The sequence below is a fragment of the Nocardia sp. NPDC005998 genome (assembly GCF_040614395.1).
Classification (GTDB): domain Bacteria; phylum Actinomycetota; class Actinomycetes; order Mycobacteriales; family Mycobacteriaceae; genus Nocardia.
This window is the reverse complement of record NZ_JBEXUI010000015.1, coordinates 91217-112459: the sequence shown is the minus strand read 5'-3', so window position 1 is coordinate 112459 and position 21243 is coordinate 91217. Positions and strand designations below refer to the sequence as shown.

The following is a 21243-nucleotide window of genomic DNA, read 5'->3' as shown; positions in this document are numbered from 1 at the left end:
CGTCACTGATGCTCATGCTTTCGCCTCGCTGGCGCTCGGCTCCGACATGGCCGTCATGACGGCTGAGCTAATCACTCGCTCGCTGGGCTCGCTCATCATCCGATCTTCCCCCATATGAACTCGTTGATGGCGCTTCCTGCGCGATGTGCCTTGCCTTCGAATTTGGTGACCGGCCTTTCGAAGCCGATCGGCGCGCTGTCGCGATGTTCCGCGCTGTGTCCGCCGGTGGTCTCGTTCAGGCCGATGAGCTGTGGTTCCGCCGCGCCGACCTCGGCGATGAATTCCGCGTAGTCGGCGTGGTCGGTCGCGACGTGCAATACCCCGCCCGGCCGTAGGCGATTCGCGATCAGCGCCACCGTCGATGGCTGCAGCAGCCGTCGCTTGTGGTGTCTGGCCTTCGGCCATGGGTCGGGAAAGAAGACTCGCACGCCGGTGAGCGACTGCTCAGCAATCATATTTTCCAGCACGTCGACGGCATCACCGCGCAGCAGGCGGATGTTGTCGATGTGCTCGCGCTCGACGCGCTGCACCAGTTGGGCGAGGCCGGGTTGGTAGACCTCGATGCCGATCAGGTTCAAATGGGGTTCGGCCTGTGCCATCGCCGCGGTGGCGGTGCCTGTGCCACAACCGATCTCGATGACCAGCGGGGCCTCCCGCCCGAACCAGGCCGTGGCGTCCAATGGCTCGTCGGCCACATCGCGGCCGATGCGCGGCCAGGTGCGATCCCAGGATTGCTGCTGGGTCGCGGTCAGTGCGCCCCGGCGCGAGCGGAAGCTCGTTACTCGGGGGTACAGGCGGGAGCCCGAGCCCTTTCGGGATCCACCGTCCGCCGGAGCCGAAGCTGTGGACGGCGGTCCGGGAACTGACTCGGCAGTGTGGTTCGCGGCGTCGTTCACGCGGTCCATTGTCCAGCATCGGATGATCAGGGCGGCAATCGGCCGCTGGCGATTGCCTGTGGGTCGCTCGAAAGGGGCCCTTGGCGACCTGGTCGCGAGGGCCGGCCGGCTGCTCGCGGCGGGCCCGCTCGCCCCGCTCAGGCGGCGCGTACGCGGCTGATTCGCTTCGTCGGCGCGGTCTCCTGACGCAGCGGCTTGCCCAGTGCCACTTTGAGCGCGGTCCCGAGCATCTCCAACAGCCCGCGCACCCCGGCGGGTGAGGCCGCGACCGACCACACCGTGCTGTCGCTCTCCTCGTGCACCGGCTGCCCGGCCAGCCGATCACTGAGCCAGTCCAGACTGATCGGGGTGGCCAGCGGAAGCAGCGAGAAGTGTTCGCTGAGCCGATCACGCACATAGGTGACCTGCGCACCGCCCCGCCGATACCGCTCGACCTGGCCGTCCACGCCATCCATATGAATGATCTGGTCGTGCACCGGCTGCACGATGAGCAGCGGACAGGTCGGGGTGGAGTGGCCGAGCCGCAGATCGGCGAGCATGACCTGCATATCGGGTGCGGCGAGCACCTCCTCGAGCGGTCGGGTCAGATGGTGGCCGACATCTCTATTGACGAGGCCGAGTATCGCCGAGAGCGGTGTCGCCCGTTCGGCGCGTTCGATCAGCCGATGCCCCTCGGCATCGCAGTCGCTGTCGAATACCGCGGCCAGCGCCGGATACAACCGGCGCAGCGCCGCGACCACGATCGCGGGCAGTCCGGCGTAATGTCCGCCGTTCAGCCGGGTGAAGACCTGTCCGGGATCGCCGACCGGCGCACCGAGCACGGCGCCGACGATATCGATCTCCGGTGCGTAGGTCGGCGCCATCTCGACCAGCCAAGAACTGGCCATGCCACCACCGGAATAACCCCACACCCCGACCCGGGTGTCGGGCCGCAGACCGAGCGGGGCGAAGCGCAGTGCCGCGCGGATCCCGTCGAGTCCGCGGTAGCCGGGCTCGCGCGGCGCGCCGAAGTTCCCGTGCGGACCCTCGTGATCGGCGATGCTCACCGCCCAACCCCGGCGCAGGGCATTGGCCACCAGCATCCATTCGAACTGGGTGACCGAGCCGAGCGCATGGGAACCGCGACGCAATGCGTAGGACGGCGAACACCGCTCGGCGACCGCATCCATGGCGGTCTGGAAGGCCAGCAGCGGGCGGTCCTCGTCCGGCTCGGCGTCCAGCGGCAACAGCACCGTGGTGATCGCCGCCTCCGGTGTGCCGTGCAGATCGCAGCTGCGGTAGAGCAGCTGCCATGCCGAGACCCGCTGCGGCACAAGGCCGAACAGTGCGAGTTCGACGCGGCGGCTGCGCAGGATGGTGCCGGGCGGACGGGACGCGAAGCCCTTCGGCGGCCGCAGGAACGGGTCGACACTGGGTAGCAGTGGTTCACCATCGCCGGACGCACCCGGCTCGCCAGCACCGATGACATCGATGTCCACGGCAACCTCCTCATCAGACCTGAACGGAACGCGTTCCGTTCAGGTCGGCAGGCTAACCGACTCGCGGAGCCCCTGGGGCCTCGCGTGGTTATGTAAGTTTTTTTCTTACGGACCGTCGTTCGTGCTGCGGGCTCGAAAAGTTAAGCCGCGCAGCGACTATCGTGCTGACCGTCAGGTCAGATTAGGTGACCGCGGGTATCTGTGGGAACCCCGAGGTAGGGGGCTTGCCGTCGCACTAGACTGCGCGCATGAGCAGACCGACTGTGTTCATTACCGGTGCGGCGGCGGGTATCGGCCGGGCCACGGCCCTACTTTTCGCTGCACAGGGGTACCACGTCGGCGCCTACGACATCGATGAGGTGGGCCTGACCAGGCTCGCCGCCGATATCCACGCCACCGACGGCAGCGTGCGGACCGGGGTGCTGGATGTGACGAACGACACGCACTGGACCGAACGTCTCGCCGAGTTCCACGCCGATGAGCAGCGGCTCGACATCCTCATCAATAACGCTGGCATCCTGCGTGCGGGTCCGTTCGAATCGATCGACCTCGCCACCCACCAGGCGATTGTCGATGTCAATCTCGGCGGGGTGATCGCGGGCACGCATGCGGCGTTCACCTATCTGCGCGATACGCCGGGTGCGCAGGTGGTGAATCTGTGCTCGGCCTCGGCGATCTACGGTCAGCCCGAACTGGCCAGCTACGGCGCGACCAAATCGGCGGTCAAAAGCCTCACCGAGGCACTGGATCTGGAATGGGAGCAGCACGATATCCGGGTGATCGCGGTGTGGCCGCTGTTCGTGTCGACCGCCATGGTGGACGGGGTGGAGACCGCCTCGACCAAATCGCTCGGCGTGCGCCTGACCGCCACCGATGTCGCGAACGGCATCTGGGACGCGACCCGCAAGCGCGGTCGGCTGCCGCGCGTGCACTACGAAATCGGTACGCAGGCAAAGGTACTGGCGACCGCCGCCAAATACGCGCCGAACTGGGCCGTGCGCACCGCGAATAAATACTTCAGCGGCAGCTGATCCTTTCGAGCCGTTCGCGAGGGTGTGCCGACCCTTTCGAGCGACCTGCGAGCAGTCGCTGCGTCCGGCCGATACCTCGGCCCGAAGTCTGCAAGAATTGCGCACCGAAAAGGGGGTGTGCAGCTTTGCCGACAGCCACCGAATCCGACGGGCCCCGGATCCGACCGGGCGGACCTGCGCGGGAACTCGACCAACTCGACCACCTGCTCGCCACGCTGCGTTCGGGTGCGGATCCGCGGATCGTGGGCCAGGTGGGGGCCGCCATCGCGCGGTGGCGGCGGCCGCCGCGCATTCAGGTGACCGGCCGCGCGCACACCGGCCGGACCACCGTGCTGCATGCGCTCGCGCTGATGTCGGCGGTGGAAACCGCGCCGGTGGACGAGCCGGGAGTAGCCGATCCCGAACTCGACGCCGACATCATCGTCTACGTCCTCTCGGGCGCGCCGCAGCCCGCGGACCGGCGGATACTCGCCCAACTGCCGCCGGAGCGCACGGTCGCGGTATTGAACAAGGCCGATGCGATCGGATCCCGGTGGGGCGATGCGGTGGCCGCCGCCGAGCAGTACAGCGGCGGCCTCGGTACCGTCACACTGCCGGTGGTCGCCTCGCTGGCCGTGCGCACCAGGGCCGGTGCGCTGACCGAGGCCGATATGGTCACGCTGCGCCGCCTCGCCGAGACCGCGGATCCCGCGCTGACGCTCTCGCCCGATCTGTTCGTCGCGGCCTCGGCCGGGCCCGATGTCGCCGAGCGCGAGCAGTTGCTGCAGCGCTGGGACCTCTACGGCATCACCTGTGCGCTCGCCGCGCTGCGCCGGGACCCCGATCTCGGCTCGCACGCACTGCTGCAGACCATGCATGCGGCCAGCGGTATCGATCCGCTGCACCGCCTGCTGCACCTCCGCTACGAACAGCTCTCCGCGCTGCGCGGCGGCGAACTCCTCGACGAACTGACCCGGCTGGCCGCGCGTGCCGTCCCGGTCGACGGCGCCGACACCCGGGACGTGCTGGAGGACTACCTCTTCGGCGATGACGCCCGCTGGCTCGGCCTCTGCGCAGGTCTGGCCTATCCGGAGGTCACCCACCTCGCCGCCGGATATCGCGCACCGGCACCGGCCGACGCCGATGACGCCCTGGCCCGCGCTGCCCGCTGGCGCGCCGTGGTCTCCAGCGATATGTCACCCGCCGCCCGCCGCGCCGCACTGCGCGTCCACAACGGCTACATCCGCCTATGGGAACGGATGAGCAGTGCCGGACTCTGAACAACCTGCCGCGGGTGCGCCCGCGGCAGTGACACCGCCCGACGCCAAAGATCCGATGCTGACACCGGAGGTCGAGGCGGTCGTCGCGCGATGGAATCCGCAGGGGACAGCGCTGTTGCGGGCGGTGCGGGGGACGGGGGTGGCCTCGGCGGTCACCCTGATCGGGCCCGACGACGCGAATACCAGCTTGTTGCGCACGGAGTTGGCGCGCTTCGAGCCGCGGATCGCACTGTCGGATCCGGTACCCGACGCCAGTGCCGCGGTCGAAACCACCTCGCCGTCGGGCACCGCGCCATCGGCGGTCGCACTCATTCTGTTGGACGCCGGTAGCGCCCTCGGCGCGGACACGCTCCACCTGATGGATCGCCTGCGGGCCGACGGCACCCGAATCCTGCTCGCCATGAACGGCATTCACGCCTATCAGGACTGGCGGGCCGTGCATGCGCACAACCTCGAGCTGCTCAGCGCACAGGGCATCGATGATCTCGAGGTCGTGCCGGTTTCCGCTCGGCTCGCGGTGGCGGGCCGCACGGCGGGAGATGCGAGTCTGCTCGATCGCTCCGGACTCGGCGCACTGCACGCGGAACTGGCCGCCGCGACGACGGGCACCGTATCCGACGACCGGGTCGCCGCCGTCACCGCACGGGTGCTGGCCGATACCCGCAGGCGGGTCGCGGAGCAGGTCGCGGTGCTGCGCTCGGGTGCGGCGCCGATCCAGTGGCGCGAGGAGCGCGCGGTCCTGCTCGCCGGGCGCGACGGCGGCCGGGCCACGGCCATGTCCAGCTTGCGCAGCCAGCTCCATCTGGCTCGGGTCGATCTGATGACCGACGTCGGGGCCAGGGTGCGGGCACTGCACACCGCCGCCCGCGGCGAACTCGATCGGCTGCGCCGCGCCGAATTCGGCGACTATCCGGAACGGCTGCAGCAGGCGGCCAACGAGCTGACCATCGCGCTGGACGGAGCCATCGACCAGCGGCTCGCGGAACTCACCTCCCGACTGGGCGCGGCACCCGAACCGGACCTCGGTCTGCCACCGCGCTGGCGCGATCCGGCACCCCGCGTCGGCCCGGATCCGGAGCCGAGGCACCGGGGTGTCGAAGATCACCTCATGATCGCGCTCGGTGCGTCCGCCGGGGTCGGCATCGGACGCCTACTGGTCGCCCCGTTCTCGCTCGTGCAGGCACTGGATTTCGCGACCGTTCCGGTGACGCTGCTGCTCGGAGCGGGTGCGGCGGCCTGGGTGGTGCGTGCCCGCGGTCAGGTGGCCGATCGCGCCCATCTGCGTCAATGGGTCGCTGACGCATTGGTGAATGTGAAGGCCCAGCTGGAGCAGCGCGTGGCCACCGCGCTGGTGGAATCGGAGACCGCGCTATCGGATCGGGTAATGCGCGCGAGCACCGAGCGAATCGTCGAAATCGACCGTCAGGTGGCCGAATTGGAGGCCAAACTGCGCCGGGCCGCGGCGGAGCAACCCGGACAGCTTGCCGCCTGCGAACGTGATATCGCCATCCTCGATCGGTGCAGAACATCTTTTGATTAGGTAATTAGTGGGTACTCCTGGGGGAACCCGATTCCGTACTGGCCGTCACATCGCGTTAACCTCTAAAGCAGGAACCTGGGCGTCCGCTTCGTCCTTGTACGCGGTCCAGCCATGGCGCGCTTTCGACTGGTCGTAGCGGGTGCCTTCCCGCCAACGGTGGCGCTCGGTGTGTTCGCGCTGGTCATGGGCCATACCGTAGCGACTGCTCGCAGGTCGCTCGAAATGGTCAGCCCAGGCGGCGACACCGAAGCCGCCCATCTCAGGAGAGATTTCATGACCTCAGCGACCATTCCTGGTCTTCGCGATTCCGACGGCAAGCAGCCGACCGAGCACAGCGAACTACTCGCCTGGGTACAGGACGTCGCAGAACTCACTCAGCCAGAGCGAGTGGTCTGGGCGGACGGTTCCGATGAGGAGTGGGATCGGCTGACCACCCAGCTCGTCGCGGCGGGCACCTTCAAGAAGCTCAATGAGGAGAAGAAGCCGAACTCTTTCCTCGCCCTCTCCGATCCCTCCGATGTGGCGCGTGTCGAATCCCGCACCTACATCTGTTCCAAGACCGAGGCCGACGCGGGCCCCACCAACAACTGGGTCGACCCCACCGAGATGCGCGCCACCATGACCGAGCTGTACCGCGGCTCGATGAAGGGCCGCACCATGTACGTGGTGCCGTTCTGCATGGGCCCGCTCGGTGCCGAGGACCCCAAGCTGGGTGTGGAGATCACCGACTCCGAATACGTCGTGGCGTCGATGCGCGTGATGACCCGGATGGGCACCGCCGCGCTGGAGAAGCTCGGCACCGATAAGCCGTTCGTGAAGGCGCTGCACTCCGTCGGCGCGCCGCTGGCCGACGGCCAGGCCGATGTGCCGTGGCCGTGCAACGACACCAAGTACATCACCCACTTCCCCGAGGACCGCGAGATCTGGAGCTACGGCTCCGGCTACGGCGGCAACGCGCTACTCGGCAAGAAGTGCTACTCGCTGCGCATCGCCTCGGCCATGGCCCATGACGAGGGCTGGCTGGCCGAGCACATGCTGATCCTCAAGCTGATCTCCCCGGAGAACAAGGCGTACTACATCGCCGCGGCCTTCCCGAGCGCCTGCGGTAAGACCAACCTCGCGATGATCCAGCCGACGGTTCCCGGCTGGCGCGCGGAGACTCTCGGCGATGACATTGCCTGGATGCGTTTCGGCAAGGACGGCCGCCTGTACGCGGTGAACCCGGAGTTCGGGTTCTTCGGCGTCGCGCCGGGCACCAACCGCAGCTCCAACCCGAACGCCATGGCGACCGTCGAGGCGGGCAACACCGTCTACACCAATGTCGCGCTCACCGATGACGGCGATGTCTGGTGGGAGGGCCTGGAGGGCGAGCCCGATCACCTGATCGACTGGAAGGGCAACGACTGGTACCTGCGGGAGACCGAAACGCTTGCCGCGCACCCGAACTCGCGCTACTGCACGCCGATGTCGCAGTGCCCGACCCTGGCTCCGGAATGGGACGACCCGCAGGGCGTGCCGATTTCGGCGATCCTGTTCGGCGGCCGCCGCAAGACCACGGTCCCACTGGTGACCGAGTCCTTCGACTGGCAGCACGGCGTTTTCATGGGCGCCACCCTGTCGTCCGAGCAGACCGCCGCGGCCGAGGGCAAGGTCGGCACCGTGCGTCGCGACCCGATGGCCATGCTGCCGTTCATGGGCTACCACGTCGGTGACTACCTGAACCACTGGATCAATGTCGGCAAGAACGCGGATGCGAACAAGCTGCCGAAGATCTTCTACGTCAACTGGTTCCGGCGCGGTGGCGACGGCCGCTTCCTGTGGCCCGGATTCGGTGAGAACTCCCGCGTGCTGGAGTGGATCGTCGGCCGGATCGAGGGTTCGGCGCAGGCCGAGCCGACCGCGATCGGCAATGTGCCCACCGCCGCGCAGCTCGACCTCGAGGGTCTGAAGGTCGACCCCGTCGATGTCGACGAGGCGCTGGCCGTCGACGCCGACGAGTGGCGCAAGGAGATCCCGCTCATCGAGGAGTGGTTCGAATTCGTCGGCGATAAGCTGCCCTCCGGAGTGCGCGACGAGTTCGAGGCGCTGAAGGAGCGCCTGGGCTGATTGCGCCCTGAAACTTATTCGCCCGCACCATTTTCCGAAATGGTGCGGGCGAATTCGGTTATTCAGCAGGTTATTCGGAGTACGGGGCCATTCGGACGAGTTGCAGAAAGCCGACACTGTTCAGCAGGGCGGCGCGGCCCTTCGGTACCGCCTCGGCCTCGGCCTTGAACGCGGCGATCAGATGCCGCTTGACCTCATGGCGCGGATGGCGCTGCAACAGTTGCGCGACCCACTCCGGGTCCAGTTCCGGATAGCGCGCACCGATCACATCCACCGATGCGCCCGCCGATACGAATCCGCCGGGATCGCTCAGATCATCGGCAACGCCGGGGGTGATGTGCGCGGCGATCGCGGCCCCGATCGCCTGTGCGCGTTCCGGTTCCGCACCCTCGCGCACCGCGAAAGCCGCCGCCCGTTCGCCACCGGCCACCGCGAAACATCTTCCCGGGGTGGGGCTTTCGAGCTGCAGATCATGTAGCAGGCAGGCGATATAGACCAACTCGTCGTCGTAGCGAACACCGTCGAGTTCGGCGAGCACCCGGCCGAAGAAATAGGTGCGATATGAATGCTCGAGCATATGGATCGACAGCGATTCGCGGGCTTCGGTTTCCGCCGCCTTGGCGAGTTTCGAATCGGGCACGCGCAGTCCGGCGAACTCCAGGCGCCCGGTGCCATGTCTGCCGAGCATCCGTTTGAGCTGCGCGCCACCCAGTTTCGGCAGTGTGCGCGCGACCTCGACCGCCAGTTGCCGGTGCTGTGCGCCAGAGAGCGTCCCTCCGGTCCGCGTCGCCCATTCCCAATCGATGCCAGCAGGCGCACCCACGTCGTTCTCCTTCTCTCGAACGCTGCTCGCTGTTCAGTGAAGCGCCCTGGTCGATCGGCGACGAGTGGCAGATATGCCAGTAATGCTCGGATTCACGCCAATCCGAGGGGCGGAAGCGTACTTTACCTGGTGCATCCGATTCTCCCAATGGGCTGCCAGCTCGAACGACAGGAGCGGCAGCTGCCCGAACGACAGGTTGCCGTGTCGTACGGGCTTTACCTAGCGGCCGAGTCGACTGCTCAACGGAAGTCGGTCACGTGGTCTCTTGCCCACTGCGCGAACGAATGCGCAGGGTGACCGGTGACCTCCTCGATAATGGTCGAGACCTGCGGTGCCGTGGTGCGTCCGGCCGCCCATCCGGCCAGGACGGCATCGACGCCGATCGATGGCATGGTCCTGCCGAGTTCCGCGCGCGCCTGTTCGACGGGGATCACCTCGAGGCTGATCTCGCGGCCGATGGCCGCACCGATGTGCTCGACCTGTTCGCGCAGGGTCAGTGCCTCCGGGCCCCATACGGGATAGGCGTGGCCTTCGTGCCCCGGTTCGGTTAGCGCGGTCACCGCGAGCGCGGCCAGATCCTTCTCGTGGATGGGTGCCGTGCGGGCGTCGGCATAGGGCATCCGGACGACGCCTTCGTCACGAATGGACCGCTGCCACCACCACAGTGCGTTGGTGGCGAACATGCCGGGTCGGATGAATGTCCAGTCCAAGGCGGACTTTTCGATGGCGGACTCGATGACGGCGTGCATCCGGGCAATCGGGTTGTCCGCGGCATCGGCCAGCAGCACGGCCCCGGACGACAGGAATACCACATGCCGCACTCCGGCGGATTCGGCCGCCGCGACGAAACCGTCGATGCCGTCGGGTTTGGCATAGAGGAACACCTGCTCCGCGCCTTCGAGTGCGGCGGGCAGCGTCTCCGGGTGTTCGAGATCGGCCGCGACGACCTGTGCGGCCGGCGGGAAGTCCGCGGTGGCGGGTTCCCTGCTCGTCAGACGGACCTGCTCGCCCTGTGAAATCAGTCCCGCCGCGACGTGCCGGCCGACATTGCCCCTGGCTCCAAAAATGACTGTGACCATGGCGGCAGCGTAGGCCCATGAACTTACTTCTAGAAAGGACATACCTTGAGGTAAGCTCCGGAAATGACGGTACGTTCGCAGGTTCGGCACCCTGCCTGGCGGGACATGAGTGACGCATTCAACAGTGATTGCCCGGCCCGCGAGGTGCTCGACCACATCACGAGCCGCTGGGGCATGCTGATCCTGACCGCCCTCGGCAATGGGCCGCTGCGGTTTTCGGAGTTGAACGCCATGATCGGCGGGATCAGCGAGAAGATGCTGTCACAAACACTGCGCACGCTGGTGCGGGACGGCCTGATCGCGCGCACCGTCGAGCCGACCACCCCGCCCCGCGTCAGCTACGAACTGACCGCACTCGGTCAGGGCCTCACCGAGTCCCTGCAGCAGTTCCTGGGTTGGATCCGCCAGAACACCGTCGAGGTCATGGCTGCCCAGAGCCGCCACGACCGCCAAAGTGCCCCGTCCCGATAGCTCGCTGCCCCACCCCCGCCGACTGCTCGCCGAGCGTAGTTGGCCTGGGCAACCACCATTCGACTATCTTCGAACGCCCCTGGACCACCTAGGGGGCGATACGGCAGGAGTTATTCGGACGCAGGATTGGTCTCGCGAATCCAGTTCTGTCGGAGTAACTTTCGCGGTTGCCGAGCTGCCTCGCGATTAGCGTCCCTCCGCAGCTGCTGTGCCGACCACAGTGCAAGCGCGGCACAGCAGCCAGCGTGCACAGGATGTGGTTGCTGACCGGTTGCGTGCCTTGGTCGTCGAGGCGTGGCCCGCCATGGTGGAGGTGGCCGACCCGAATTCCGCTGCCCACCATGCGGCCGACCAGCACAAACGCCGGGTCATCGGCTACCTCGCCGAACTCCTCACCGCCACAGGACGATTCGACGCCGAGGGACTGGCAGGTACGGCGCAAGGGCGTCTGGCGGGAATAGCGGCAATACTCGGATTCATGCCAGACTGAGGGGGTGAAGCAGGTTGTTGCGTTGGCGCTGGACGGGGTCATGACCTATGACCTGGCGTGTGCGGTGCAGGCGTTTCGGCACGGTCCGGGTAAGACCGGTGAGCCGGTGGGGTTCGAGATGCGGACCTGCGGGGTGCGGCCGGGGGCGGTGTGGACGCCAAATGGGTTCGGGCTCGAGGTGGACGACGGACTCGAGGCGCTCGAGAGCGCCGATATCGTGGTGGTGCCGGGGATCGGATTGCCCACCTGGCCGCCGCCCGAGGAGGTGCTGGATGCGCTGCGGGCCGCCGCGGCGCGGGGGGCGACAATGGTCAGCATCTGCACCGGTGCATTCATATTGGCGCGGGCCGGTCTGCTGGACGGACGCCCTGCCACCACCCACTGGGCGTATTGCGATGAATTCGCCGAGCTGTTCCCGGCAGTCAAGCTCGACCCCGCAGCGCTGTATGTGGACGACGGTGATGTGCTCACCTCGGCCGGTCTGTCCGCGGGGATGGATCTGTGCCTGCACATCGTGCGCCGCGAACTCGGTGCGGGCGCGGCAGCGGAGCTGGCCCGCTGGAATGTGACGCCGCCGCACCGCGAGGGCGGCCAGGCGCAGTACATTCCGGATGCCTTGGGCGGCAATGACTTCCCCGGCACGCTTGCCGCCACCATGGCCTGGGCGGTGGCGAATCCGGTACAGGCACCGGATGTTTCGGCGCTCGCCGGGCATGCGCTGATGAGTGAGCGCACCTTCATTCGCCGCTTCAAGGCCGAGGTCGGCAGCACGCCGCGGCGTTGGCTGGAGGCGCAGCGCACGGTGCGCGCTCGGGAATTGCTGGAGACCACCGAACTGCCCGTCGAAGTCGTTGCGGCGCAGTCCGGGTTCGGCAGCATCACGGCGCTGCGGGTGCATCTTCGCGCGGCCACCGGCACGACGCCCGCCGGATATCGCCGGTCGCTGCGTCGCTGACCTCCCCCTCCGACTGCTCGCCGAGCGTAGTCATGCGGCGGTCGAATACGGCCTTGGCGACCACCATTCGAATACCTTCGACAGACCCGGCCTCAGGGCGGGAGGCAGCAGGAGCTAGCTGGATGCGGCGCTAGCGCAGGGCGGGCGGTCGTTGGTACGTGAGTGCACTTGCGGTGCTGCGACCGGGCAGTGTTCCAGATCACAGGACCTGGGGCGTCGGGTGCGCTACCGTGGATTTGCCCGAACAGCGCTTCGAGGTCGATGCCAGGCATGTGATGTATGCCCGGCGGTGGCTTATGCTTTGCGAGTACTCAGTCTCATAATCGACCAGTCAGATTGCTTGACGTTAACTGCGTGACCTGAGATCGACTGAACTACTTCCCTTTTCGACTCGTGAACCCGCGTCGTCGCGGCCAATGATGAGATCGACGCGCGAGAGGTGGTTGGAGCAATGACCGATCTGGACATCGGCCCATTTGTAACGCCCCAGGTAGCCGGAATCGAGCCGGCGACGGCGAGCACGCCGTTGCAGCGCGCCGCTGGCCGGTTGCAGGCGGCGCTGCCGCCCGGCTGGCGCGTCGAAATCATCGACGCGCCCCGTGCACGTGACACCCAGAGTGCACTGGGTAGCCATCGTCGCCAGCCCGTTCTCCGGGTGGTTATGCCGGAGTAGTAATTACCCCGTCCACCCCAGCGGCATCAGCAGCGACTTCTGCTCGCAGAAGGCGTCCAGACCCTCCGGTCCGTTCTCCCGGCCGAGGCCGGAGGTCTTGTACCCGCCGAACGGGGAGCCGGGATCGAACGCGTACCAGTTGATCGCGTAGGTGCCGGTGCGCACCCGCGCCGCGATCTCCGCACCGTGCTCGATATCGGTGGTCCAGACCGAACCGGCCAGGCCATAGACGGAGTCGTTCGCGATGGCCACCGCCTCGTCCTCGGTCTCATAGGGGATGACCGAGAGGACCGGGCCGAAGATCTCTTCCTGTGCGATCGTCGACTTATTGTCGACATCGGCGAAAATGGTCGGCTCGACGAACCAGCCGCGATCCACATCCGCCGGCCGGCCGCCGCCGAGCACCAGCCGCGCGCCCTCTTCCTTGCCCTTGGCGATGTAACCCTCGACGCGATCGCGCTGACGTTCGGAGATCAGTGGGCCGAAGGTCGTCGCCGGGTCGGTGGGATCGCCGGTCTTCAGCGTCTTCACGTGTTCGACCAGCGCGTCCAGGATTTCGTCGTAGCGGCTGCGCGGCGCGAGGATGCGGGTCTGCGCGACACAGCCCTGGCCGCTGTTCATCAGGCCGGAGAAGGCGAGCACCGGAATGTTGGCGGCGATATCCATATCGGGCAACAGGATTGCCGCGGATTTGCCGCCGAGTTCGAGCGACACGCTCTTGAGCTGACCGGTCGCAATCGCGCCGATCTTGCGGCCGACCGCGGTGCTGCCGGTGAAGGTGATCTTGTCGACGCCCGGATGGGAGACGAGGTACTCGGCAGCGTCGGCCTCGGCGGGCAGGATCGACAGCACACCCTCGGGCAGGCCCGCGTCGGTGAAGATGTCGGCGATCTTATTGGCGGTCAACGGGGTCAGCGGCGCGGGCTTGAGCACGATCGTGCACCCGGCGAGCAAGGCGGGCGCGAGCTTATTGGCCGCGAGGAAAAGCGGCACGTTCCAGGCGGTAATGGCCGCGACGACACCGCGCGGCTCCCGCGAGACCCGCGAGGTGCCGAACATGCCGGTGCGGGTTTCGTTCCAGGGGAAGGACTTTGCCAGTCCGGCATACGAGTCGAGCGCAGCTACCGCCGGAATCTGGTTGAGCGTCATGGCGATCATCTGCGGTGCGCCCATCTCCGCGGTGAGCGTGGCGAGCAGATCGGCCGAACGCTCCTCGATCAGGCGCGCGGCACGCGACAGGACCTGGGCACGCTCTTCGGGCGGGGTGGACGGCCACGGACCGTTGTCGAAGGCGTGCCTGGCGGCGGCGACGGCCGCATCGACGTCGGCGCGACCCACCACCGGGACGCTGCCCACCGTCTCGACCGTCGCGGGTGAGATGACCTGGAGGCGCTCGGTGGAGGCTGGCGCGGTCCAGCGGCCGCCGATGAACAAGCTGTCGTAATGCATGAGAACACGTTACAGTTTTGCCGCCCGATTGTCTGTAACCTGTTTCAGTTTTCCGTTCGAACAGCATTCTGAACAGGGCGAATTCCGACCTGTCGGTTCGCTTTTCAGAGAACGCACTATTGCGTTCTGTTGCCGCAACGGTCATGCTGTAGCAACAGTTCAGCTCGCTCGATTCGTTACGCAATTGGGGAGTCCGAGTCATGGCGGTGCAAGTAATCGGCCGGTCGCTGATGACCAGTGATCAGACCGAGCATCAGGCTAAAAGTGTTGGCACGGGCGGGTGGGTGGTCTCTTTCCTGCCGGGCCGGACGCTGACCATCGAGCAGGCAACAGCGGCCATGCAGGCCGCCGAGGCGGTGGCGGTCGTCGGACTGCTAGCCGATCAAGTCGGACTAACCACGCTGGAGACGGTCGGCCTGGCGATTCAGGAATCGCCTTGGGCGGCAACGGCCAACGCATGCGGGCGCAGGAGCTGGCGACGGGGCTGGCTGGAGAAGTAGTCGCACCCTACTTGGTTGCCACTACCACCAGATTGCTCACCAGTAACTCTCGCAGTATCGGTACCCGAACCACCCACCACGCCCATCGCGGGTGGTAGCGCGGAAAGACGGTGCGCACATCGGCGGAAGTGCTTGCCGCCCAACGCAACCCATCGGCGGCGCCGACCGCGAACAGCGACTTGCCGAAGCGATTCTTCGGTTCCCGGCCGGTCTTGCGGCGGTACCGGCGCGCGGCGTACTCCCCACCGAGGTAGTGCCACGGACCGGTCTCGTGACCGCCGAATGGGCCGTGCCACACCGTGTACGACAACACGATCAAACCGCCGGGGCGGGTTACCCGCACCATCTCATCGGCCATGACCCATGGCTGCGGCACGTGCTCGGCGACATTCGAGGAGAAGCAGATATCCACGGCGTCGTCGCGGAACGGCAGTGCCATGCCCGAGCCGCGCACCGCCCCGGGCACCGACAGTCCCGCGGCATGCATCTCCGACGGATCGGGCTCGACCGGGATATAGCGCGCACCGGTCTTGACGAATTCGTCGGCGAAGTAGCCGGGGCCGCCGCCCACATCGAGGATCGTCGCGCCGTCGAGCCCCATTCCGGTTATATCGGCATAGAAATCGCCGATCATCGCGGCGCTGTCGGCGGCAATGCCACCGTAGAAGACTGCCGGATCGGTCTGTTCGAACCGGAAACTGCCGAGCAGCCGCAGCGACCGGCGCAATGTCGCGCGCCGCGCGAACCGGGACAGGGACGGCCCGGTGCGCCGTGGGGCGTGCGCCGCCACGGCCTCGGCTGGTTCGGTTTCAGCTCTCGGCACGGCGCAGAGTCTCGCACAGAGCCGATATGCCGCTGCCGTCCCGCCTGCCCGGAGTGGGAATTCCGCATCGCACGGCGGGTCGATGCGGTGCGAGCTGGATGGACGGGTACACGGGTTAGTGTGTACGGCGATATCCGTCGTCCCGGCCGGGACCCGTCGACCGAGAGAAGCTCCACCGTGCGCGAAGTCCTCCTGCTGTGCTGGCGTGACACCGGGCACCCGCAGGGCGGCGGCAGCGAGCGGTACCTGGAGCAGGTCGGGGCCCAACTCGCCGCCCGCGGGGTCAAGGTCACCCTGCGTACCGCCCGCTATCCGGGTGCGCCGAAACGGGAGCGGATCGACGGCATCGAGATCAGCCGGGCGGGCGGTCGATTCTCGGTCTATCCGCGCGCGCTGATCGCGATCGCTCTCGGTCGCCTCGGTATCGGGCCGCTGCGCGGGCTGCGCCCGGATGCGGTGATCGACACCCAGAACGGCATTCCCTTCTTCGCTGGCATCGCTGCCGATGCGCCATCGGTGGTGCTTGTGCATCACGGACATCGGGAGCAGTGGCCGGTCGCCGGACATTTCGTCGGGCGCATCGGCTGGTGGATCGAATCGCGGCTCTCGCCCCGCGTGCATCGGAACAACCAGTACCTGACCGTTTCGCTGCCCTCGGCCGAGGAACTGGCCACGCTCGGCGTGGACGGGTCGCGGATCGCGGTGGTCCGCAATGGCGCCGAACCTGTTCCCACCGACGCGCCGACCGGCTGTGCGGAGACCCGCACGGATGATCCGCGCATTGTGGTGCTGTCGCGGCTGGTGCCGCACAAGCAGATCGAAGACGCGCTGAATGTCGTGGCCCGATTGCGGCAGCGGATCCCTGGCCTGCGGCTGGATGTGATCGGCGACGGCTGGTGGGCGGACAACCTGAAGGCCGACGCCCGCGACCTCGGCATCGCCGATGCGGTCACCTTCCACGGCCACGTCGATGAGCGGCGTAAACACGAACTGCTCGCCCGTGCCTGGGTGCATGTGCTGCCCTCGCGCAAAGAGGGCTGGGGACTCGCGGTGATCGAGGCGGCCCAGCACGGCGTGCCGACCATCGGCTACCGCAGTTCGCGCGGACTCACCGATTCCATTGTCGACGGTGTGACCGGAGTGCTCGTCGACGATATCGGCCAGCTCGGCGACTCCGTCGGCGAACTGCTCGACGACACCCAGGCGCGTGCCGTGATGGGCGAGAAGGCGCGTGCCCGTGCGCGTGAATTCTCCTGGGAGCAAACGGGAAACGGTGTTTATGAGGTACTCGCGGCGGCGGCCCGAGGTGAGTACACCGCGGGCCTCATGCCGCCCGGACCCTGATCAGCTGCGGTCCACGATCGCGGCGATCGGACCGTCGCGGACGAATTTCCGATCGGCCCTCGACTTCGGTGGGCGTGCCAGCGGCCAATAGGTCCTGGTACGCGATCTCGGTGATCGTGACGGTGCCCTGGGTGCGCAGTGTGATCACCCTGTTCGGCGAACAAGGTGGCGTCGTGGTGCGGAATTCCGCTGCGCCGTAGGCGGATACAGAGTTGTTGCAACCCGAGATAATTGTGCGCAAGCATTTTCAGGCAGGAGGGCGCCATAGTGCGCCCAGTAGCAGTCCGCCGATCAGCAGTGCGGCCCAAATGAGGTGGGCGGCATAGGCGATCACCCGCTGGGTGGTGTGTGATTCGGCGGGCCGGTCGGTGCTGCCGGGGACTCGGTACAGTGCGAGTTCGGAGTCGGTGTAGACCGTCGTCAATTGGGCGAGTGTCGCCTTCGACTCGCCGAGTGGTCCGGGAGTGGTGCGCTCGACCAGGACCCAGCCGACACCGAGGTCCGCCAGCTGCCGCGCCGAACCTCCGTGCAGCAGTACGGATTCCACTTCCCGAGCGCTGGCACCTTCACCGGCGACCGTCCGGCCGTGCACCGGGAGTTCGCCGGTCTGCAGCACGTCACGAGGCAGCATGCGAGGTGCCGGATCCAATACCGGCACTTTGCCGCTGTACGGAAATTTCCGGAACATGCCTCCGGGCAGCACCGCGATATCGCCAGGTCCATCGATCCGGTCGGCGACTTGCTGCCAGCTCACCGGATAGTGCACCGGACGCAGTTGATTGCCAACGCCCCAGGCGAGATCGAACAGCGGCAGTACGAGCAGTGCGATGAATAGCGCTGCGGTCAGCGACATTGCGGTCGTTCGTGAGTTGCGGGTGGGCGGTTCGGTCGACGCGGCTGTGGTGAACCACCTGGCAGCGGTCCGGCACCCGGCCGCGGCGCACAGCGCGTAGGCGGGCATTGCCAGTGCCACGTACTTCTGCGTGTCACGCAGCAGCCCGGTGCCGGGCACATTGGCGACAAGCCATTCCATGACGCTCATGCCCCACGCTGTCGCGCCCAAGGCGGGGAGTACGACCGCGGCCGCCGCGAGTGTCAGTAGTGCGCGCCGAATTCGGATGTTCGCGCAATCGATCGCGGTGGACTCGGCCCCGGGTTTTGTCGAATGGGCAATGGCTGCATCGGATTCGACATGGGGGGTGCGGCCGGTCGGGATTGTGGTGCCGGGTTCGATATCGGTGGGGGCTGTGGACCGGGTCGAATGAGTGGTGGTGGTGGCCGATTCGGTATCCGGGGCAGTGGCGGCTGCGGAGCGGGGCGGGATAGTGCCGGTCGCGGATGTCTTCTTGGTCCAAGCGGCGCGGATGCCGGTTGCCACGAGGATCAGGAGGAGGGCGGTGCCGATCAGGGCGAGTGCGGTGGTGCGGGAGTGCGGGACCGAATCGGCGTTCCAGATGCCGCCGAGTCCGGCCAGGCTGCCGAGCGTGCCGAGGGCGGGTTCGGCGCGGGCGGCGAAGGCGGCGATTCCGGCTGGGTCGGAGGGTTCGGAGCCTGCGCCGGACAGTGCCGTCGCGGTCAACCACGGCGCGGATGCGACCAGCAGCAGTGCGAGTGTTCCGAGGAGGTTTCGCCGTCCGATCAGGACGACAGCGGTACCGCCCGCGAGCAGCGCGCCGGTCGGGGTGAGTCCTGCGGCGGCGAAGCATGCGGCCAGTGCGGCCCATGAGGCTGCCGTACTCCCTGTCGCCTTGGCGGCACGGTGGAATCGCGGGCGGCGATCAGCAGCTTGTGCTGGACTGCGATGCTGAGGTGCCGCGGTAGCGGTCGGATCGGCGCGGTTGGTGGCGGTCGGAGCGATGCGCCGATCCACACCAGACTCGTCGAACGCGCGGAATGCGGCATTCGGCGCGTTGCGCTGGCGAATTCGGTATGCGGCCAGCGCGGTCCACGGCAGCGCGGCATAGCCCGTCAGCAGACTCCAGTGGCCTTGCAGCAGACGTTCGGCCACATACGGATTCCACAGAGCGACGGTGACCGCGACCAGTTGCGGTCCGGTCGATACCCGGAGCAATTCGCGGGCCAGCACCGCCGCGCCATATCCGGCCGCCCACAGTGCGACGACCAGGATTGCTTTGACGATCAGTCCGCCATCGATGATCGATGACAGCGCCGCGAGCAGCGCGTCCTGCGGCACCGCGCGCGGGGCCGCGGCACCGAGCCCCAGCGCCGAATCCGTCGGATAGGAGCGCGGCGTACTCACTGCATCGCGCAGCAACAGATAGCCCGGTCCGAGCAGTGGACCGGCAATGAGCAGCGATAACACCCCGCTGTACCCGGCCGGTGCGAATCGCACCCACCGTGCGCGCCGAGCCGGCCAGTCACTCACGCGTGCACCCTACGTCCCGAATGCGAACCCACCCGCCCCGGGCCATGCCCACCCGCGCCCCCGGGCCTACGCCGTATTCGAATGCGTTTCGCCGCCCGAATTCTCGCACCCGAGAAACGCAGGGCCCGCGCGGGCGAATCTGCCGGTCCCCTGGACGGATGATCACCATGCGCTCATGCAGGTAAACGTCGAGAGCAGCCTGCATCAGCGCATTCTCGACGAATGCGTGATCGCACTGGGGGGTGTCGGTCGGCTGGGCGGGTGTGGCGTGGGGCTTGTTGGGACGGGTGTACGGGGGTCGGGGGGGTGGGTGGGACGATTGCGGCGTGCCTGCCGTCCGTCGTCTACCCGTTGTCGCGGATCTGACGTTGGTGACGGCTGGCGCGATGACGGCGAATGTGGCCGGGTATCTGCTGCAGATGCTGGCCAGCCGGTGGTTGGGGGTCAGCGGGTACGGCGAATTCGCGAGTCTGCTCGCGGTGCAGTTGTTGTGCGCGGTGCCCGCGCTGGCCTTGCAGAATGTGGTCGCGCGGGAATTGGTGCGCGGCGCGAGCGTCTCGGCGCTGCGTCGGTTGCAGTGGCGGTGTGCGGTAATCGTCGCGGTTGTCGCCGCGGTGTTGGTTCCGCTGGTGACCGCGGTGCTGAATGTCGGCGTGGTCGCCTGCGCCGCCGCACTCGGCGCGGCCCCCGCCCTGGTGCTGCTATCCGGCGAACAGGGCATCCTGCAGGGCGGCAGACGCTTTCGCGCATTGGCGATAGTCCTCGGCACGGCCGGAATCGCACGCGTAGCTCCCGCCCTGGTAGTCCTCGCACTGGGCGGCTCCGCCGCGCCCGCCCTCTGGGCTGCCGCCCTCGGCATCGCCGCCGCCGCCGTATTCGCCCGCTATACCGCATCCACACCCTGCACTCGCTCCACAGCCGATGCGGAAACGGAACCGTCCCCCCGGGATGAGGCCGAGGCACCAGGATATGGGGTCGGCGGCACCGGCGATGTGACGCGCGAGGTGGGCTCCGGCCAACCGGCACAGGGAGTTGGCCACGATGGAACGACACGTGCGGTCCGCCGCGAAGGAGTGCGTGGCGCCAATCGGTGGGTGGCGCGGTTATGGGCCTGGGGTGTATCCGGCGCCTCGGACGGGGGAGCCCAGGCGGTTGGGGTGGTGCCGGTGTTGCGGGCGGCGCAGGCGCAGGCGGCATTGATGGCGTTGTCGTCGGCGGATCTGATTGTTGCGCGGATTGTGTTGGCGGAAGCAGATGCGAGTCGGTATGCGCTCGGGGCGATTGCCACGAAGATCGCGTTCTGGCTGCCGCAGGCGGTGGGGGTGGTGTTGTATCCGCGGATGGCGCAGCCGACGCATTCGGCGCGGGCGATCCGGGATGCGCTCGCCGTGCTGTCCGGCATCGGGATCGTCGCGGTAGTGGGTGCGGCGGTGACGGCACCGCTGGCGCCCCTGTTCGCGGGACAGGACTATGCGCCGATCCAGGGCATGCTGTGGCTGTTCGCACTGCAGGGTGCAATCCTGGCGGTGCTCCAGGGCGCACTGCTCTCGGCCATCGCGGTAGACCGCACCTCCCTTGCCGCACTGACGTGGCTCGGCCTCGCGGTCGAGCTGATCCTGATGGCCTCCTTCGCCCGCTCGGTCCCGGCCCTGATCACCACTGCCGTCGCCGTCGCTGCCGCCACCACGATCCTGGTCGCAGCCATCGTCCTGCGAACCGCCGACCGCTCCCCATCACCCGCCTGACCGCAGGTTCGCTAGCGATCGCCTACTCGGGTGCGGCGGTTCGTCGGCGGTCGCGTGGCTGGGTGGCGATTGTCCGTTCGGGTCGGTTGTTCGTCGATGATCGCCTACTCGGGTGCGGCGGTTCGTCGGCGGTCGCGTGGCTGGGTGGCGATTGTCCGTTCGGGTCGGTTGTTCGTCGATGATCGCCTACTCGGG

Annotated in this window: 20 protein-coding genes; 12 read left to right on the top strand and 8 right to left on the bottom strand. The window is 67.4% G+C overall.

Translation table 11 applies throughout. The features are described from left to right. Positions 1-95: 95 nt before the first annotated feature. Together trmB and ABZ293_RS21555 are read right to left on the bottom strand one after the other, a co-directional pair. Positions 96-905, bottom strand: a complete 810-nt coding sequence (trmB, locus tag ABZ293_RS21560) for a tRNA (guanosine(46)-N7)-methyltransferase TrmB (RefSeq protein WP_355183157.1) — start codon at positions 903-905, stop codon at positions 96-98. Between the two features lie 128 nt (positions 906-1033). Next, positions 1034-2374 (bottom strand): lipase family protein, encoded by a 1341-nt coding sequence (locus ABZ293_RS21555; protein ID WP_355183155.1) that lies wholly within the window; start codon positions 2372-2374, stop codon positions 1034-1036. Between the two features lie 248 nt (positions 2375-2622). On the opposite strand from ABZ293_RS21555, the gene ABZ293_RS21550 reads away from it, so the two are divergent. The 3 genes from ABZ293_RS21550 to ABZ293_RS21540 all read left to right on the top strand — a co-directional run bounded on the left by ABZ293_RS21550 (position 2623) and on the right by ABZ293_RS21540 (position 6204). Then, positions 2623-3405, top strand: coding sequence for an SDR family oxidoreductase (locus ABZ293_RS21550; RefSeq protein WP_355183153.1), 783 nt, complete (start codon positions 2623-2625; stop codon positions 3403-3405). Positions 3406-3530: 125 nt separating this feature from the next. Beyond that, complete coding sequence (locus ABZ293_RS21545) at positions 3531-4664, top strand: hypothetical protein (protein ID WP_355183151.1); 1134 nt, start codon at positions 3531-3533, stop codon at positions 4662-4664. Further along, positions 4651-6204: a hypothetical protein gene (locus tag ABZ293_RS21540; protein ID WP_355183149.1), complete on the top strand. Its 1554-nt coding sequence runs from the start codon at positions 4651-4653 to the stop codon at positions 6202-6204. The genes ABZ293_RS21545 and ABZ293_RS21540 overlap by 14 nt, the downstream gene beginning before the upstream one ends. 45 nt (positions 6205-6249) lie before the next feature. Here ABZ293_RS21540 and ABZ293_RS21535 read toward each other — a convergent pair whose 3' ends face one another. Beyond that, positions 6250-6462, bottom strand: a complete 213-nt coding sequence (locus ABZ293_RS21535) for a hypothetical protein (RefSeq protein WP_355183147.1) — start codon at positions 6460-6462, stop codon at positions 6250-6252. 15 nt (positions 6463-6477) lie between these two features. Between ABZ293_RS21535 and ABZ293_RS21530 the strand changes: the two genes are divergently transcribed. Next, positions 6478-8310 carry a phosphoenolpyruvate carboxykinase (GTP) gene (locus tag ABZ293_RS21530; RefSeq protein ID WP_355183145.1) on the top strand — a complete coding sequence of 611 codons (1833 nt, stop codon included), beginning with the start codon at positions 6478-6480 and terminating at the stop codon, positions 8308-8310. Positions 8311-8380: 70 nt separating this feature from the next. On the opposite strand, the gene ABZ293_RS21525 is transcribed toward ABZ293_RS21530, so the two are convergent. Then, positions 8381-9133: an HD domain-containing protein gene (locus tag ABZ293_RS21525; RefSeq protein ID WP_355183143.1), complete on the bottom strand. Its 753-nt coding sequence runs from the start codon at positions 9131-9133 to the stop codon at positions 8381-8383. 239 nt (positions 9134-9372) lie between these two features. Continuing rightward, positions 9373-10212, bottom strand: coding sequence for an NAD(P)H-binding protein (locus ABZ293_RS21520; protein ID WP_355183141.1), 840 nt, complete (start codon positions 10210-10212; stop codon positions 9373-9375). Between the two features lie 105 nt (positions 10213-10317). On the opposite strand from ABZ293_RS21520, the gene ABZ293_RS21515 reads away from it, so the two are divergent. The 4 genes from ABZ293_RS21515 to ABZ293_RS21500 all read left to right on the top strand — a co-directional run bounded on the left by ABZ293_RS21515 (position 10318) and on the right by ABZ293_RS21500 (position 12801). Next, positions 10318-10683, top strand: coding sequence for a helix-turn-helix domain-containing protein (locus ABZ293_RS21515; RefSeq protein ID WP_355183139.1), 366 nt, complete (start codon positions 10318-10320; stop codon positions 10681-10683). A gap of 208 nt (positions 10684-10891) precedes the next feature. Further along, positions 10892-11173, top strand: coding sequence for a hypothetical protein (locus tag ABZ293_RS21510; RefSeq protein WP_355183137.1), 282 nt, complete (start codon positions 10892-10894; stop codon positions 11171-11173). 4 nt (positions 11174-11177) lie between these two features. Continuing rightward, entirely contained in the window at positions 11178-12128 is a 951-nt protein-coding gene (locus ABZ293_RS21505; protein WP_355183135.1) for a helix-turn-helix domain-containing protein, read from the top strand. 451 nt (positions 12129-12579) lie between these two features. Then, a complete protein-coding gene (locus ABZ293_RS21500; RefSeq protein WP_355183133.1) occupies positions 12580-12801 on the top strand; it encodes a hypothetical protein in 222 nt (73 codons plus the stop codon). A gap of 3 nt (positions 12802-12804) precedes the next feature. Here the strand turns inward: ABZ293_RS21500 and ABZ293_RS21495 are convergent, their stop codons facing one another. Next, positions 12805-14250, bottom strand: a complete 1446-nt coding sequence (locus tag ABZ293_RS21495) for an aldehyde dehydrogenase (protein WP_355183131.1) — start codon at positions 14248-14250, stop codon at positions 12805-12807. Between the two features lie 200 nt (positions 14251-14450). Between ABZ293_RS21495 and ABZ293_RS21490 the strand changes: the two genes are divergently transcribed. Continuing rightward, positions 14451-14750: a hypothetical protein gene (locus ABZ293_RS21490; protein WP_355183129.1), complete on the top strand. Its 300-nt coding sequence runs from the start codon at positions 14451-14453 to the stop codon at positions 14748-14750. A 7-nt stretch (positions 14751-14757) separates the two neighbouring features. On the opposite strand, the gene ABZ293_RS21485 is transcribed toward ABZ293_RS21490, so the two are convergent. After that, the gene (locus ABZ293_RS21485) at positions 14758-15504 is read right to left on the bottom strand and encodes a class I SAM-dependent methyltransferase (protein ID WP_355183296.1); all 747 of its coding nucleotides are present in this window, start codon (positions 15502-15504) and stop codon (positions 14758-14760) included. A 246-nt stretch (positions 15505-15750) separates the two neighbouring features. Here ABZ293_RS21485 and ABZ293_RS21480 point away from each other — a divergent pair, with 246 nt between their 5' ends. After that, positions 15751-16917, top strand: a complete 1167-nt coding sequence (locus tag ABZ293_RS21480; RefSeq protein WP_355183127.1) for a glycosyltransferase family 4 protein — start codon at positions 15751-15753, stop codon at positions 16915-16917. A 68-nt stretch (positions 16918-16985) separates the two neighbouring features. Then, a complete protein-coding gene (locus ABZ293_RS21475; protein WP_355183125.1) occupies positions 16986-17117 on the top strand; it encodes a hypothetical protein in 132 nt (43 codons plus the stop codon). A gap of 47 nt (positions 17118-17164) precedes the next feature. On the opposite strand, the gene ABZ293_RS21470 is transcribed toward ABZ293_RS21475, so the two are convergent. Further along, on the bottom strand, positions 17165-19303 hold the full coding sequence (locus ABZ293_RS21470; protein ID WP_355183123.1) for a hypothetical protein: 2139 nt from the start codon (positions 19301-19303) through the stop codon (positions 17165-17167). A 386-nt stretch (positions 19304-19689) separates the two neighbouring features. On the opposite strand from ABZ293_RS21470, the gene ABZ293_RS21465 reads away from it, so the two are divergent. Continuing rightward, complete coding sequence (locus tag ABZ293_RS21465; RefSeq protein WP_355183294.1) at positions 19690-21048, top strand: polysaccharide biosynthesis protein; 1359 nt, start codon at positions 19690-19692, stop codon at positions 21046-21048. Positions 21049-21243 lie beyond the last annotated feature (195 nt).

Coding starts and splice junctions, on each gene's coding strand:
- ABZ293_RS21495 (WP_355183131.1), bottom strand. CDS start 14,250: ATGCATTACGACAGCTTGTTCATCGGCGGCCGCTGGACCGCGCCAGCC.
- ABZ293_RS21500 (WP_355183133.1), top strand. CDS start 12,580: ATGACCGATCTGGACATCGGCCCATTTGTAACGCCCCAGGTAGCCGGA.
- ABZ293_RS21520 (WP_355183141.1), bottom strand. CDS start 10,212: ATGGTCACAGTCATTTTTGGAGCCAGGGGCAATGTCGGCCGGCACGTC.
- ABZ293_RS21515 (WP_355183139.1), top strand. CDS start 10,318: ATGAGTGACGCATTCAACAGTGATTGCCCGGCCCGCGAGGTGCTCGAC.
- ABZ293_RS21550 (WP_355183153.1), top strand. CDS start 2,623: ATGAGCAGACCGACTGTGTTCATTACCGGTGCGGCGGCGGGTATCGGC.
- ABZ293_RS21535 (WP_355183147.1), bottom strand. CDS start 6,462: ATGGGCGGCTTCGGTGTCGCCGCCTGGGCTGACCATTTCGAGCGACCT.
- ABZ293_RS21530 (WP_355183145.1), top strand. CDS start 6,478: ATGACCTCAGCGACCATTCCTGGTCTTCGCGATTCCGACGGCAAGCAG.
- ABZ293_RS21465 (WP_355183294.1), top strand. CDS start 19,690: ATGACGGCGAATGTGGCCGGGTATCTGCTGCAGATGCTGGCCAGCCGG.
- ABZ293_RS21490 (WP_355183129.1), top strand. CDS start 14,451: ATGGCGGTGCAAGTAATCGGCCGGTCGCTGATGACCAGTGATCAGACC.
- trmB (WP_355183157.1), bottom strand. CDS start 905: ATGGACCGCGTGAACGACGCCGCGAACCACACTGCCGAGTCAGTTCCC.